The organism is Lutimaribacter degradans (assembly GCF_023703375.1).
In the GTDB taxonomy this organism is placed as follows: domain Bacteria; phylum Pseudomonadota; class Alphaproteobacteria; order Rhodobacterales; family Rhodobacteraceae; genus Lutimaribacter; species Lutimaribacter degradans.
The window spans coordinates 142,339-155,509 of sequence record NZ_JAMQGO010000004.1; the positions used below are offsets into that span (position 1 = coordinate 142,339).

Below are 13,171 nucleotides of genomic sequence, written 5' to 3' on the forward strand. Positions count from 1 at the left end.
GAAGTTTCCCCCATGATCGGCACGACGAATCGCTGCCGGGGATGATTCTTGTCCCGAGTCGAAGCTTAGGCCGGTCTTCGCCGCCGCGCCCCGTGCGGATGCAGGGGATTGTTTGCGCCGTTCAGGATACCGCCCGAAGCGGCAATGACAGCAGCAGCGCCACGAGCTCGACCTGCCGGTTCGTTCCGGTCTTGTCGAAGACATTGCGCAGGTGGAATGAAACGGTTGTCTGCGACACACCCAGATCGGTGGCGATTTCGTTCAGGCGCAGCCCCATGGCCAGCCGGCGCGCCACCTCGGTTTCGGCAGGCGTGAGAGAGAACAGGCTTTTGAGCGCGTCGCCCGAAAGCGGTGTCCGATACTGGGGATCGGTCACATAGACGAAAACCGCGGGCTGCTTGGGATCTGCGCGCTGCCCCTCTGCCGGGCAAGAAAACATGACCGCCATTCCAGCCGCCTCGTCGTCGAGCCTGACGGCCTGCGTCTCTTCGCGCTTTTCCAGCGCCGCCCGAACCATCTGCCGCAAGGGTTTGGCAAGCCCCGGCGGTATCCCAAGCGCCGTATCGGGATGGGCAGACCGTGACAGCAGGTTTTCCGCCGCCGGATTGACACGCACGAGGCTGCAATTCGCATCAAAGGCAAGCACGCCAACCGAAAGCTGGTCGAAAAGATGCCAGCCGATCCGTTCCACCGGGGCGCTTGATTGCTGCACGCGGTGGGTCTGGCGCAGCCGGGCCTCGATGGTCGAGATCAGCAAATCGTAATTGATGGGCTTTGTCAGGTAATCGTCCGCGCCTGCCCGCTTGCCCCGGATCAGCGCGTCTGTGGTGGCCAGCGCCGACAGAAAGACCAGCGGCACGTGCTGCAAATGTGGAAAATCCTTTCGGAAACCGGCCAGCACGCCGTAGCCATCGGTCCCGGGCATCATGATGTCGCACAGCACGAGGTCGGGCGTGCATTCGCCAAGCGCGTCGAACACCTCGTCGGCATTCGCGGCCTCGCGCACGCGGTACCCGGCCTCGCGCAGTTCGTCGGCGATGTCGCGCCGCAGCGCCGGTTCGTCTTCGCAACACAGGATCAGGGGGGCTGAAGGGGCGGTCATGCGTCGTGCCTCGTTGCTGCGGGAAGCCACAGGGTGAAAAGTGAACCCCGGCCAGGCCAGCTTTCCATCGTCACTTCGCCACCCTGAAGCGACGCAAGTTCACGCGACAACGCAAGGCCAAGCCCGGTGCCGGGTTTTGTCATCTGGTCGCGACCGCGATAGAAACGCTCGAACACGTGATCCTGTTCGGCCGGGGTGATGCCCGGGCCACGATCCCCCACCGCGCAAGCGACGCGGCCCCCTTGGGCGAACAGGCGCAATTCAACCGGGGTATCGGGGGGGCTGTATTTCAGCGCATTCGACAGAAGGTTGCCAAGAATATGCCCGACCAGGTGCCGATCACACTGCGCCAGCAGGCCGGTCGCGCTGCTCGACAGTATGATCTCGCGGTCGGGATAGTGGCGCTGCGCGTCGGCAATCGCCTTTTCGGCAAGCGCTGAAAGGTTTTCAGGGGCAAGCCTGCTTTCAACGGCTTCCTCGTCGACGCGGCCTGCCATCAGCACCGTTTCGACGACGCGGGTCAACCTGAGCACCGCGTCATGTATCACGGCATGACGCTCGGCCACGTCGTGCGCGGTGACCGTCTCACCCTTGCGCAAGAGGCGATGCATGGCGCTGTCGATAAGCGTCAGGGGTGTTCTGATCTCGTGAGATACGAGCGCCGCGAAATCCTTGTACCAGGCCGAGGTGTTGCGCTCTCTCTCAAGCATGACATTGGCACGGACCTGCATCATCTCGGCCCTGTGCAGGCGCCGCTGGTTGCGCAGCAGCAGCCACGAAATCACCAGCGCCGCCACCAGCGCGCTGCCCACCGCCAGCACAACCGTTCTTTGCATGCTTCTGTAATCGTCCAGCCGTTCGGCTGCCGCCGTCCACTCGGCCGTCATCACGTCGGTTGCAATGCGCTTGAGCTGTGGCTGCAGGTCAAGGCCCAGCCCTGACAGCGCATCATGCAGCTCGTCGCTATGCCCGCGCGCAACCGGGTCAAGCCTGCGCAATTCGCGTTCGATCTGGCCAACGGTCACTTCGTGGCCCAGTTCCGCAAGATAGCGCCGCTGCGGCCCGTCCTGAAGCAACGCAAGCCGCGAAAGAACCATGTCATAGCGATGCGCAATGTCATCTTCGGTCTGGTCCGGCGACATCGCGGTCACCGCCAGGTTCAGCATCTCCATCTGGGTCTGGCTGACGACCCAAAGCATGTTCTCGGTGGCCGCGATGCGCATGTCGCGCTCGATTGCCGCGGTCCGGGTCAGGGCGAAGGCCAAGGGCACAAGACAGATCGCCAGAAGGGGCAGCAACGGCCCGTAAAGCGCCATCCACGATCCCCCGCGCGGTGCGGCAGCCGACGGGGCGCTCATTGCACGTCCAACGTGTGCAATTGCCACACCCACCGGGTTTCATAGCGCATGTCCTGCAACTCGGGGTGGTCGTCGCGCGGATACACGATCCAGATCGGGCCCTTGTCGCGGGGGGTCAGCGATTCACCATCCATCGCGACCGCGCCCAGCACATCGAACCGCTCGAAATCGGAAATCGGTATCTGGATGCTATAGTCGTTCAGGGCTACCGCCGTGACGGTCTCGCCCTCGGCGCCCACGGCACCGAGCAGGTCGCGCATCAGGAAACCTTCGAACACCGGCACGCCATCCGTCACCGTTGTCGAGGTGCTCAGCCGGTGCTGTGGCAATGCCGCGAGTTCGGCCCGCGTGAACGTGACGGGCGCGTCTTTGACATCCCCCGTCACGGTAAGAACCACGGCATCGGCCAAGGCCATGCCCCGGCCCGACAAGATGGTCAGGGCGATTATTCCGGCAACCAGCGCGCGCACGTCTTCCTCCTGTTCCTGTGTCGTTATTTTCCGCGTGCCATGACGGACCGCTTGCGTGTGACCCGGTCATGTTTTGTAGACCCGACAATTTTTGTCCCCCTTCATACGAAGGGGGCGTGGCCTGATGGGTGCCGCTAAACACACGTGAGCGTGACATTTCAGAAGGATGAAATCAACGATGCGGAATGTACTGGTTGGCCTGCTCGGCCTGGCGGCCCTTGGCTGGACGGCACACCTTGCCACTGTTTCACCCGTGATGGCGCAAACCGGGCAGGTCACAGGCACCCTTGAGGGCGAGCCCCTCGATTTCACGGTGTCCGATGGCGTCGGCGGTATGCCGGGGCTGTTCTACGAAACCTATGGCGGCAGCGGGTATTCCGGCCTGGGCATCATTGCAAGCGCGCTGGAGCAATCCGACGACAGCATCGACGGCGTCATGTTGTTCATGGATTTCGAATCCGAAGGCAGCGTGTCTCCTGCCGACATGACCGCGGACATGGTCGCGGATGCGGTAATCATGGTGGTCGAAGCTTGGGATGCCGGGTCACAGAACCCCGAACGCGTCTGGCTGGCCGAACTGGATGGGTTCCAAAGCCTGGAGATTGACCGGCTTGACCTCGGAGGCGATGCGGGCGCCTTGTCCGGGCGCATCGCGAGCGACAGCTTTTGCCTGCAAGACATGTCTAGCGGCGACCCCGAACCTATCGTGCAGGACAACGCCGAAATCTGCCGGGCCGGCACGGTCAATTTCACGATGGTCAGCGGCGATGCGACAACGGCCCCGCCCGAACAGCCGATGCAGATCGAGGAGCTTGGCCGTGTCACGGGCATGATCGGACGCGACACCTACGAATGGATTACATTCCTGGCCGATGGCGCCCAAGCCACGGCAAGCATTGATCGTGCCGGCGTGTTCGACATGCTGAACATACAGGCACATTCGTCCGACAGTGACGATTTCCTGCGCGCCGATATCCTGACGGTCACTGTTGCCGGCGACTTCGCAACAGGCGAAATCATAAATGATGGCACCGTGCCCGTTAACGTGTCGTTCTTTCCCGATGGTATCGGTTCACACTACACGTCCGAAATCGACGGCGGCGAGGTGAGTGCTTCGGTCTCAAGCTTCACCCATGACAGTGACCAGGGTGAAATCGAGATGTCGCTCGAGGGTCGGCTCTGCCGTGTCGAGGATTTTGCCCCGGTCGAGGGAGACTGCAAGACATTCGAACTTGAGGTCATGACAAAGCTGCTACGTGCGCAGGGCGGCTGATCTACCAGCAGATGGATTGGCGCGCGCCCTGCCGCCGGGCAAGAGTCGCCGAACCATGATCAGCAACCCCACCACCGTCATGCGCGCTTCGTCGGGCTTTGGCCGTCGGCAGGGAAAGACCCTGGCACCATTTGCGCGCCGATCCAGCGCGCAAACGGCACTCGCTGCATTGGCATATAGACCTTGAAGCATAACGCCTTTCAATTGGCGCGACGCCAACCGTTCTGCTTTTCTTTTAGCCAATCATGACAGCCAGAACGGCCGGATCTCCGGAAATTGTGCAAAACAATAATCGTAGGTGTCAGCGTAAAAATCCCTGACCTCCGCTTGCAGTTCCGGCGAAATTTCACCGCTTTTAGGTGATACGTTCACGGACTTTGACTTCAATCCGGTCTTTGGGTCTATGGTTAAAAAATTCGATATCCTTGCGATATTCTCATCCTCGAACATGTTTTCGTAGAACCCGAAATACAATTCGCTTTTATCAAATACCTGTTTCAGGTTCTCGCAAGTCACCTCGTACTTTGTACGAAAAATGAATCTTTCACTTGCATAGTGTTTGCGCAGCCACGCTTCATCGTCTTCCTGGCTGGGTGACTGCCGTTTCATCATTCGCACGGCGCTCCAGCACCGTTCAACCGGGTCACGCATCAAAAACACGACTTTTATCTTCGCATCTATACCTATTATCTTTTCCCTAAGTTCGAAAAGCTGCTCTGCATCGAGAACAGAATAAGACGGCGTGATATCACCCGTAATCTCGGCGCCACCATTAAGAACCGACCGGAAATATCCTTCGTAAAATCCATCTATATTTTGCATGCAATAGCGTAGGTACTGCGACACATTGAGCCCTTCGGCTTCCTTGTGCGGGATTCTGAATTCCTTGCACAGGTCTGAATGAACTGCGTCCCAGATATGGTATTCCTTTTGAAATCCCATATTCGCCCGCTTGTCATTGCTGATATACGCGTGCAGCCAACTTGTTCCAGTTTTCTGCGCACCAACCCCCAACACGAAAACTCTTTTGTTCTTATCCGTCATGCTTCGCCTCGATATACCGACCTGCCCCTTGAATAATCGGCTATCCGATACCACACGAACCGGTGCCGTTCACGTCAAAAACGCATCACCGCAGCCACTGCTCGTGTGGCCAGCGGACATGCCCACAGGCCCGTCCGCACCACCAATACGGTGCTCTTGATGCAAAAGCTGGCGGAACTGTGGGGGTGAACTACGACTTAAGTGCCGGGGAGTAATGGCGGACCCTAGAGGATTCGAACCTCTGGCCTCTGCCTTCGGAGGGCAGCGCTCTATCCAGCTGAGCTAAGGGTCCGTCGTGCACGCGTCTATAGGCCATTGCCCGTTGCACCGCAACGGGGTTTGACCATCGCGTGCAAAAAAGTCAGGTCGGTTTCACCCCCTGTGCCAGCATCGTCATTTCCGGAATCATCGGTTCAACCGTCACATCGTCAAAGCCCGCCCTTGCCAGCGCACCGTGCAGCCATTCGGCATCCAGCGACCGTGCCTTGGGTGTGAAGGCGGTATGTTGCAATTGCCACAGCGCGGCCAGAACCGGGCCGCTGCGATCCTCGTCCACGACGAAATCGTGGATCAAGATCCGCCCACCGGGGCGCAGCGCCTGCACGGCCTTGTCGACAAGGCCCTTGTGCGCCTCTCCCGGCACGCCGGAAAACAGGTAGGACATCAACACCACGTCCTGCTTGCCGGGCCAGTCGGCCTCAAGCGCGTTACCCGGCGCATAGGTGATACGGTCGGACAGGCCCGCCTTTTCCACGTAATCGCGGCCAAGCGCGGCCACGTTGGGAAATTCGACGATCGTCGCCTGCAGGTCCGGGTTGGCCTCGCACAGCGTGATGGCAAAAGCCCCGGTGCCGCCGCCCACATCCAGCAAATGGCGCGCGCCCGAAAGATCGAGTGAGCGTGCCAATTGCCGCGCCGGGCCAAGCGAGCCGGAATGCTGACTTTCGGAATACAGCCGCGCTTCTTCCGGATCGGCGAACCACTCGGCATAGGATTTCGTGTCATCCTCGCCCAGCGACCCGTCCAAAGCTCCTTCGATCTGGTCCAGCAGCCCATACATCTGGCGCCCGACCTGAAGACGCAGGTAATCACCGAAATCGTATTTCGCGCCCTTGACCAAGAATGCCTCGGCCGCAGGCGAATTGGAAAACTGTCCGTTCTCGACCGTGACAAGCCCAAGCCCGGCCAGCGCCGTCAACAGGGTTTCGGCCCGGTCGCGATGCAACCCGGCGCGCTTGGCCAGCCCTTCGGCGTCCAGTGGCCCCTCGGAGAGATGCGTGAAAACCTTGAAATGCAGCGCTGCGAACAGCGCCTTCGACCCCATGAATCCGAACGCGATATGCGAAATTTCATCGGCTTGGGTCAAAGTGGTCATAAGTGCCTCCAGTCTGGTGAAAATCGGGGCGACCATAGGATGGCCGCCCCGAGACTGAAAGGCATGTTGGCGAAAAAACGACACAAAGGGTCGCTTTTGCGCTTTTTTAAGGCGTGCGCCCTCAGTTCACCTGGTTTCCGTACTTGTCATAGACGGGCTCGGGCGCCACCGGCTGCGGAACGGGCTCGGGTTCCGGTTGGGCGCAGGCGGAGATGGCCGTCAGTGCAACCAGCACGGCGGTGATCTTGAGTTTGGTCATGGCAGACACTCCCTTTTTCCAGTTGTCGCTGGATCAAGGGTTGCACATTTCGCTACGTCTGACGCCCCCGACCGCGGTGGATCGGCAATATTCCGCCGATACCGTGGGGGCGCCCGCAGCGCCCGCGGTCAGCCAAACAGGTCGTGGGCCAGTTCCAGCGCGTCGATCAACGCGTCGACCTCGCCTTGGGTATTGTACATGCCGAACGACGCGCGACAGGTGGCCGGCGTGCCCAGATGCTCCATCAGCGGGCCGGCGCAATGGTGGCCTGCGCGCACGGCAACGCCCTTCTTGTCGAGAATCGTGCTGATGTCATGGGCATGGGCCACGCCCTGCATGGTGAACGAGAATATGGCCGCCTTGCCCGGCGCGGAGCCCTGCACCGTCAGCCAGTTCAAGCCCGAAAGGCGCTCGGTCGCGTAGCGCGCCAGATCGGCCTCATGCGCGGCGATATTCTGCATCCCGACGCCCATCATGTAATCGAGCGCAACGCCCAGCCCGATCGTCTGCACGATGCCCGGCGTGCCCGCCTCGAATTTCATCGGCGGATCGGCATAGGTGACGCTGTTCTTGCTGACATCGCGGATCATGTCGCCACCGCCCATGAAGGGGCGCATCTCGGCCAGCCGCTCCTTGGCGACCCAGATCGCCCCCGACCCCGACGGGCCATAAAGCTTGTGCCCCGTGACGGCATAGAAATCGCAGCCTATGTCCTGCACGTCCACGGGCATGTGCACGGCGGCCTGGCTGCCATCGACCAGCACCGGCACGCCCTTTTCGCGCGCAGCGGCACAAATGGCTTTCACGTCGACCACCGTGCCCAGCACGTTCGACAGATGCGTGATCGCCACCAGCTTGGTCCGGGGGCCGATCGCGTCGATCACCTTTTGCGGGTCCAGCGCGCCCGTGGCGTCGCAATCGACCCACTTCAGGTCAACGCCCTGGCGTTCGCGCAGGAAATGCCACGGTACGATGTTGGCGTGGTGCTCCATCACCGACAGCACGATCTCGTCGCCCGCCTCCATCCGGGGCATGGCCCAGCCATAGGCAACCATGTTGATGCCCTCGGTCGTGCCCGAGTTCAGGACAATCTCGTTCTCGTCCGCCGCGCCCAGAAAGCGGGCCACCGTGCCCCGGACGGATTCGTATTTCTCGGTTGCCAGGTTCGAGAGGTAATGCAGCCCGCGATGCACATTGGCGTATTCATGCGCGTAGGCGGTGGTGATCGCGTCAATCACCACCTGCGGTTTTTGCGCGCTCGCGCCGTTGTCGAGATAGACCAGCGGCTTGCCGTTCACCTCGCGCGACAAGATCGGAAAGTCGCGGCGGATCGTGTCGACATCATACATTGGGATTAACCCCTTCGGCCGATACTCCGATGAGCATCAGGATGATCGATATACCGAAACTGACGCCCATCGCCGCCAGGAACAGCACCAGGAAAGACTTGCCGAGCGAGTCGAATTGATGCGCGACATTTATGAAATTCAGCAATATCCACACGCTGAGCCCCAGCACCGCCAGCGACACGAGCCCGCCCAGCATCGGAATGGCCACGCCCAGAACAATCACCAGCGCCTGGGCCAGCACGCGCATGAACTGCAACCAGACCAGCGCGATCAGAACATCGCCCAACTGGCCCTTGCCACCCATCATGTTGCCGACCCATGTCAGCACGAACACCGTGATAGCCAGCCCCCCGCCCTGCGCCAACGCGTAAAGCAAGGGGTTGTCGAACAGGCCCTGCATCGGCATCGGCGTGGGGAAAAGATAATTCGACAGGCTGAACAGCAGCGCATTAAGCACCGTTGCCAGCACCAGAGCCATCCACAGCGTGTTGCGCGCGATGTTCAGGCCCAGCAGATATTCGGCTGCCTCACGCGGGGCAGTCAACGTCTGGACGGCCAGATCTTTCAGGCTGCGTGTTGTCATCCTCATCCCCATCCAACCCGGCGCATGCCGGCAATCCAGAACCACAAGAACACGGCCGTCCACAAGATACCAACGATGGTAAGCTGGATACCCGGACCGATGAAACCGGCCACCAGCCCGTTCAACAAAACCAAGGGCGACGATGCAAGCAAGGCCCAGAACAACGCGATACGGGCACCGTAGGCCGTGCCCTTTCCACCCAAACCCCGCGCCAGCAGATGCGCGACAAGGCCCAGAACATAAAACAGAAGCGGCAGCATGAACACCGTTGCAAACAGGGTGCTGCCCAGCAGCATCTGCAAATCCTCGTCCTGAAGGTGGGCCTGGCGCGCCAAGGCGGGCCAGCGCGCGATGAACAACACCACGCAGGCGCCCATTACCAGCGCCAATGCGCGGCCTTCATTGGTGGGGGCCGCCAGAAGGCGGCCCACCACGCGACCCGGGCCACGGTAGGTGGCCGTGATGTCACGCATAAGGGCCATCAGCGACTGTGACGCTCCAGCCAGCCCTGCAGGCGCACCGTGATATGTTCACGCAGCGGCTCGTCCTCGATCTCTTCGACGGCCTCGGCAAGGAAAGCCAGCACCAGCAGATCCTGCGCCTTGCCCAGAGGCAAGCCGCGGGCACGCAGGTAGAACAGCATGTCCTCGTCGATCGCCCCCGTGGTCGACCCGTGCGAACAGGCCACGTCATCGGCATAGATTTCAAGTTCGGGCTTGGCCAGGAAATTGCTGTCATCATCCAGCAAAAGCGACTGGCTGATCTGGTAGCCATCGGTTTTCTGTGCCTCGGGCTGCACCAGGATCTTGCCCTGGAAAACGCCCGTGGCACCGTTGCGCAACACCTTTTTGAACACCTGGCGGCTTTCGCAATTCACCGCGTCATGGGTAATGAACACCGTGTCATCCTGGTGAAAATCGCCATCCCCCATGGCCGCACCGGCCACGTGGGCCATGGCATCGTCGCCCGTCAGTTCGATCACGCATTCGTTGCGCGTCATCACGCCGTTCACCGTCATGGTAAAGGATTTGAACACGCTTTCCGTGCCCAACCGCGCAAAGATATGCGTCGCCGCGTGGCGTTCGTGGTCGCGGCCCTGGATGCGCACGTGGTGAAAGCGCGCGGTATCGGCCACGTCGACCTCCATCACCTGGTTGAACCGCGCCGCGGCAGGCCCGTTTTCCAGCACCGTAAGCTCGGCGCCCTTTTCCAGCTTGATGACATTGTGCAGGATCGCGTCCGAGGTCTCGGACTGGTGATGATAGATCAGGCTGACGGGCTTTTTCGCCTTGCCGGTGACGCGGATCACCACGCCATCGGTGGCGTAGGCGCTGTTCAAAGCGGCCAGCGGGCGCATCACCGGGTTCTGTCCGGCCTTTTCCAGCGTGCCGTAGATATCCTTGGCCCAGTGGATGTCCTGCGCGGCGGCAGTTTCCAGCCGCTCGATCTCGATGCCTGCGGCCGACAGGTCGTCGCTGGCCTCGGCGTCGAACACGCCATCCACGAACACAACGCGCAGCCGATCCATGTCGTCGAATGGCAGGCCTTCGTCATCGGCAAAGACAGCCGCCTTGGGCGCCTGCGGCACGATCAGCGTGTCGGGGCGGGTGAATTTCCAGTATTCGTCCCGCCGCCCGGGCAGCCCCATCTCGCGCACGCGGGCCAGCGCCGCCTCGCGCGCCTGGGTGATCCAGGTGCCGCCCGCAGGCAGCGCCAGCGCGGCAAGACGCGCCTCGGTTGCGTCCAGTTTTGCCTGGGGCAATGCCATCACGCCACCTCCTCGACAATATCGGCATAGCCGTTTTCCTCGACCTCGAGCGCCAGCTCGGGGCCACCCGTCTTGATGATGCGGCCATCAGACATGATGTGCACCACGTCCGGCTTGATGTGGTTCAACAGCCGCTGGTAGTGCGTGATCACCAAAAACCCGCGGCCTTCGTCGCGCAGCGCGTTCACGCCGTCGCTGACAAGTTTCATGGCATCCACGTCAAGGCCGCTGTCGGTTTCGTCGAGGATGCACATCTTGGGTTCCAGCATTGCCATTTGCAGGATCTCGTTGCGCTTTTTCTCGCCGCCCGAAAAGCCCACGTTGACCGGGCGTTTCAGCATGTCGGCGTCGATCTTCAGTTCCTTGGCCTTCTCGCGAATGAGCTTGAGGAAATCGGCCGACGACATCTCTTCCTGACCGCGCGCCTTACGCTGCGCGTTCACTGCGGTGCGCAGGAATGTCATGTTGCCGACGCCCGGAATCTCGACCGGGTACTGGAACGCAAGGAACAGGCCCACGGCGGCGCGCTCCTCGGGCTCCATGTCCAGCAGGTCGTGACCATCCAGCGTGGCGGTACCATCGGTCACCTCGTAACCGTCACGCCCCGAAAGCACGTAAGACAGCGTCGATTTGCCCGACCCGTTGGGCCCCATGATCGCATGTACCTTGCCGGGCTCGACCGTCAGATCCACACCTTTCAGAATCTTCTTGTCCTCTTCTTCCAGGCGTACGTGAAGGTTCTTGATTTCCAGCATTTTTCGTTCCTTTCTCGTTCTCTTTTTCGGGCAGCCCTTCAGGGCCGTGTCATCAATTGCACCATCCGCAACAGCCGGTCGGGCGGGATCGCCTGCGGCCTCAGTTCGAACCGTGCCATGCGCCCCGCGATCTCGGCCGGCGGGCCGATGAACTCTTCGACCTCGTGAAACCGCTTGCGCGGCACGTAGTCATCGAAATAAAGGCCGACAGGGCGCGTGATGCGATAGGCCGCGGCCAGCGCACAGCCCACGCGAAACCGCCCGTCCACCAACACCACGTCGGGATGGGCGAACTCGGGCATGTCCCACACCTCCAGCGGGTAGCGGGCGAACCGTTTCCAGGCACGGTCATCCACCGGATGCCCCCATTCCTTCGTAGGGCCGATGTCAGACCAGATTATGTCAACCTCGCCCTCGGGCGGGTTCTGCGTGAACCAGTCGCGCATCATCTTCGCCCAGTCCTGGTCGCTTTCCACCGACAGCACGCGCTTGCCCATTTCGGCGCCCAACACCGTGGACCCGCCCGACCCATATTCCAGGATGACATCCGCCCGGCCATACGCCGCGCGCACCATGGCGGTCTCTGCCTCGGGCAGCGTCAGTTCCGGACGCGCAAGTATGTCGGCGCCTTGTTTCACTCGATCACCACCGCCGTACCGCTGGCCGAAACCATCAGCATCGACTGGCCCACCACCTCGTAATCCAGGTCCACGCCCACCACGGCATTGCCGCCCAATGCCAGCGCGCGTTGCTCCAACTCGCGCAGGGCGGTATCGCGCCCATCTTGCAGCTTGGTTTCATAGGCGCCCGACCGGCCACCTACGATGTCGGTCACGTTTGCAAAGATATCGCGCACGATGTTGGCGCCCATGATCGCCTCGCCCACGACGATACCGCGGTAGTCGACGATCTTGTGACCCTCGATGGAGTTGGTGGTCGTGACGATCATGCCTTCGCCCCTTCTGCTTTCAGCGCGGCCGGCAGCTTGTCGACATATTTGGCAGCCACCTTGCCGGGAAGCGCGCCACGCGCCGCCAGCTCGTCAAGGCACCACAGCGCCAGGTCGCGGCTGCCGAACATCGCATCTGCCAAAAGCGCCAGATGCGCCAATTGCTCATCGCTGACCGCCGCGCGGTCTTCGAGGTTGCGAATATAGACCGCGTCGCCGTCGATCAACTGGCTGCCCACCGCGCGCCGGTTCAGCCGATGCGCCTGGCTGTTGCCCAGCATACGTGCCTTCGGCGCGATAAAGCGATGCAGAACAAACCCCTGCCCCCGCAACGCGCGGTCGAGCTCGTGCATCTCGGGTTCGCCATCGTAAAGACGGTAAAACCGCATCTCGGCGACCACCGCAACCGCCTGCACCAGCTTTTGCCGTGCGCCCTCGATCACCGACAGTTCGGCACCCTGCGCATCGACCTTGAGGCAGTCGATCATCGGCACATCCGCCACCGCATCGAGCGAGTCGAGCGTTACGTCGACCTCCTCCTCGCTATCAAGATGCCTGCGGAAATGCCCTAGGTATCCGATGCTTCTTCGCGACAGCTTGAACAAGGACGACATCTCGGAGGCTGGATAAGCGTTGAACACCGCGCGGCCCGGCGCGCCTATCGCCTGCTCGATCACCTTTACGTTCTCGGGCGCCTGGTCACGCAGCGCTGCCGCCGCCACGGGATGCGGCTCAAACCCCCAGACCTGCGCCAGCCCCTGCCGCACAAGGGCGTCGTAGGCCGACGCGACGATCGGGTTCGCGCCCACATCCGCGATGCGCAAAGGGCGCAGGGGCGCCAGGGCCCCTGCCAGATATGCCAATGGGGTGCTCACCGTGCGGCCAT

15 protein-coding genes and 1 tRNA gene are annotated in these 13,171 nt (G+C 61.6%); 1 reads left to right on the forward strand and 15 read right to left on the reverse strand.

Features of this window, described 5'->3' with window-relative positions; all coding sequences use genetic code 11:
* Positions 1-121: 121 nt before the first annotated feature.
* Genes M8744_RS08640 through M8744_RS08650 form a run of 3 tightly spaced genes read right to left on the reverse strand, consistent with a single transcriptional unit; the run spans position 122 to position 2,930 of the window.
* On the reverse strand, positions 122-1,102 hold the full coding sequence (locus M8744_RS08640; protein WP_251413293.1) for a response regulator: 981 nt from the start codon (positions 1,100-1,102) through the stop codon (positions 122-124).
* Positions 1,099-2,460, reverse strand: a complete 1,362-nt coding sequence (locus M8744_RS08645; RefSeq protein ID WP_251413296.1) for a sensor histidine kinase — start codon at positions 2,458-2,460, stop codon at positions 1,099-1,101. Before M8744_RS08645 ends, M8744_RS08640 begins: the two co-directional genes overlap by 4 nt.
* Positions 2,457-2,930: a putative pterin-binding protein gene (locus tag M8744_RS08650; RefSeq protein WP_251413299.1), complete on the reverse strand. Its 474-nt coding sequence runs from the start codon at positions 2,928-2,930 to the stop codon at positions 2,457-2,459. Before M8744_RS08650 ends, M8744_RS08645 begins: the two co-directional genes overlap by 4 nt.
* Before the next feature lie 178 nt (positions 2,931-3,108).
* On the opposite strand from M8744_RS08650, the gene M8744_RS08655 reads away from it, so the two are divergent.
* Positions 3,109-4,203 carry a hypothetical protein gene (locus M8744_RS08655; protein WP_251413302.1) on the forward strand — a complete coding sequence of 365 codons (1,095 nt, stop codon included), beginning with the start codon at positions 3,109-3,111 and terminating at the stop codon, positions 4,201-4,203.
* Positions 4,204-4,446: 243 nt separating this feature from the next.
* Here the strand turns inward: M8744_RS08655 and M8744_RS08660 are convergent, their stop codons facing one another.
* The 12 genes from M8744_RS08660 to M8744_RS08715 all read right to left on the reverse strand — a co-directional run bounded on the left by M8744_RS08660 (position 4,447) and on the right by M8744_RS08715 (position 13,148).
* A complete protein-coding gene (locus M8744_RS08660) occupies positions 4,447-5,247 on the reverse strand; it encodes a sulfotransferase domain-containing protein (protein WP_251413305.1) in 801 nt (266 codons plus the stop codon).
* Positions 5,248-5,462: 215 nt separating this feature from the next.
* Positions 5,463-5,539: transfer RNA gene (locus M8744_RS08665), tRNA-Arg, on the reverse strand.
* Positions 5,540-5,608: 69 nt separating this feature from the next.
* The gene (locus tag M8744_RS08670; RefSeq protein ID WP_251413308.1) at positions 5,609-6,622 is read right to left on the reverse strand and encodes an acetylserotonin O-methyltransferase; all 1,014 of its coding nucleotides are present in this window, start codon (positions 6,620-6,622) and stop codon (positions 5,609-5,611) included.
* Between the two features lie 121 nt (positions 6,623-6,743).
* Positions 6,744-6,881, reverse strand: coding sequence for a hypothetical protein (locus M8744_RS08675; RefSeq protein WP_251413311.1), 138 nt, complete (start codon positions 6,879-6,881; stop codon positions 6,744-6,746).
* Between the two features lie 128 nt (positions 6,882-7,009).
* Complete coding sequence (locus M8744_RS08680) at positions 7,010-8,230, reverse strand: cysteine desulfurase (protein ID WP_251413313.1); 1,221 nt, start codon at positions 8,228-8,230, stop codon at positions 7,010-7,012.
* Positions 8,223-8,813, reverse strand: coding sequence for a Yip1 family protein (locus M8744_RS08685; RefSeq protein WP_251413316.1), 591 nt, complete (start codon positions 8,811-8,813; stop codon positions 8,223-8,225). The genes M8744_RS08680 and M8744_RS08685 overlap by 8 nt, the downstream gene beginning before the upstream one ends.
* 2 nt (positions 8,814-8,815) lie before the next feature.
* Positions 8,816-9,295, reverse strand: coding sequence for a YIP1 family protein (locus tag M8744_RS08690; protein WP_251413320.1), 480 nt, complete (start codon positions 9,293-9,295; stop codon positions 8,816-8,818).
* On the reverse strand, positions 9,295-10,581 hold the full coding sequence (sufD, locus tag M8744_RS08695) for a Fe-S cluster assembly protein SufD (protein WP_251413323.1): 1,287 nt from the start codon (positions 10,579-10,581) through the stop codon (positions 9,295-9,297). The genes M8744_RS08690 and sufD overlap by 1 nt, the downstream gene beginning before the upstream one ends.
* Complete coding sequence (gene sufC / locus M8744_RS08700) at positions 10,581-11,336, reverse strand: Fe-S cluster assembly ATPase SufC (protein ID WP_251413326.1); 756 nt, start codon at positions 11,334-11,336, stop codon at positions 10,581-10,583. Before sufC ends, sufD begins: the two co-directional genes overlap by 1 nt.
* A gap of 38 nt (positions 11,337-11,374) precedes the next feature.
* Complete coding sequence (locus M8744_RS08705; protein ID WP_251413812.1) at positions 11,375-11,911, reverse strand: class I SAM-dependent methyltransferase; 537 nt, start codon at positions 11,909-11,911, stop codon at positions 11,375-11,377.
* 59 nt (positions 11,912-11,970) lie between these two features.
* Positions 11,971-12,285 (reverse strand): heavy metal-binding domain-containing protein, encoded by a 315-nt coding sequence (locus tag M8744_RS08710; RefSeq protein WP_251413328.1) that lies wholly within the window; start codon positions 12,283-12,285, stop codon positions 11,971-11,973.
* Positions 12,282-13,148, reverse strand: a complete 867-nt coding sequence (locus tag M8744_RS08715; RefSeq protein ID WP_251413329.1) for an FkbM family methyltransferase — start codon at positions 13,146-13,148, stop codon at positions 12,282-12,284. The genes M8744_RS08710 and M8744_RS08715 overlap by 4 nt, the downstream gene beginning before the upstream one ends.
* Positions 13,149-13,171 lie beyond the last annotated feature (23 nt).

Excerpts from the sequence above, each read along its gene's own strand:
- M8744_RS08710 (WP_251413328.1), bottom strand. The coding sequence starts at position 12,285 with ATGATCGTCACGACCACCAACTCCATCGAGGGTCACAAGATCGTCGAC.
- M8744_RS08680 (WP_251413313.1), bottom strand. The coding sequence starts at position 8,230 with ATGTATGATGTCGACACGATCCGCCGCGACTTTCCGATCTTGTCGCGC.
- M8744_RS08690 (WP_251413320.1), bottom strand. The coding sequence starts at position 9,295 with ATGGCCCTTATGCGTGACATCACGGCCACCTACCGTGGCCCGGGTCGC.
- M8744_RS08640 (WP_251413293.1), bottom strand. The coding sequence starts at position 1,102 with ATGACCGCCCCTTCAGCCCCCCTGATCCTGTGTTGCGAAGACGAACCG.
- M8744_RS08660 (WP_251413305.1), bottom strand. The coding sequence starts at position 5,247 with ATGACGGATAAGAACAAAAGAGTTTTCGTGTTGGGGGTTGGTGCGCAG.
- sufD (WP_251413323.1), bottom strand. The coding sequence starts at position 10,581 with ATGGCATTGCCCCAGGCAAAACTGGACGCAACCGAGGCGCGTCTTGCC.
- M8744_RS08685 (WP_251413316.1), bottom strand. The coding sequence starts at position 8,813 with ATGACAACACGCAGCCTGAAAGATCTGGCCGTCCAGACGTTGACTGCC.
- sufC (WP_251413326.1), bottom strand. The coding sequence starts at position 11,336 with ATGCTGGAAATCAAGAACCTTCACGTACGCCTGGAAGAAGAGGACAAG.
- M8744_RS08705 (WP_251413812.1), bottom strand. The coding sequence starts at position 11,911 with ATGGTGCGCGCGGCGTATGGCCGGGCGGATGTCATCCTGGAATATGGG.
- M8744_RS08670 (WP_251413308.1), bottom strand. The coding sequence starts at position 6,622 with ATGACCACTTTGACCCAAGCCGATGAAATTTCGCATATCGCGTTCGGA.
- M8744_RS08675 (WP_251413311.1), bottom strand. The coding sequence starts at position 6,881 with ATGACCAAACTCAAGATCACCGCCGTGCTGGTTGCACTGACGGCCATC.
- M8744_RS08655 (WP_251413302.1), top strand. The coding sequence starts at position 3,109 with ATGCGGAATGTACTGGTTGGCCTGCTCGGCCTGGCGGCCCTTGGCTGG.
- M8744_RS08645 (WP_251413296.1), bottom strand. The coding sequence starts at position 2,460 with ATGAGCGCCCCGTCGGCTGCCGCACCGCGCGGGGGATCGTGGATGGCG.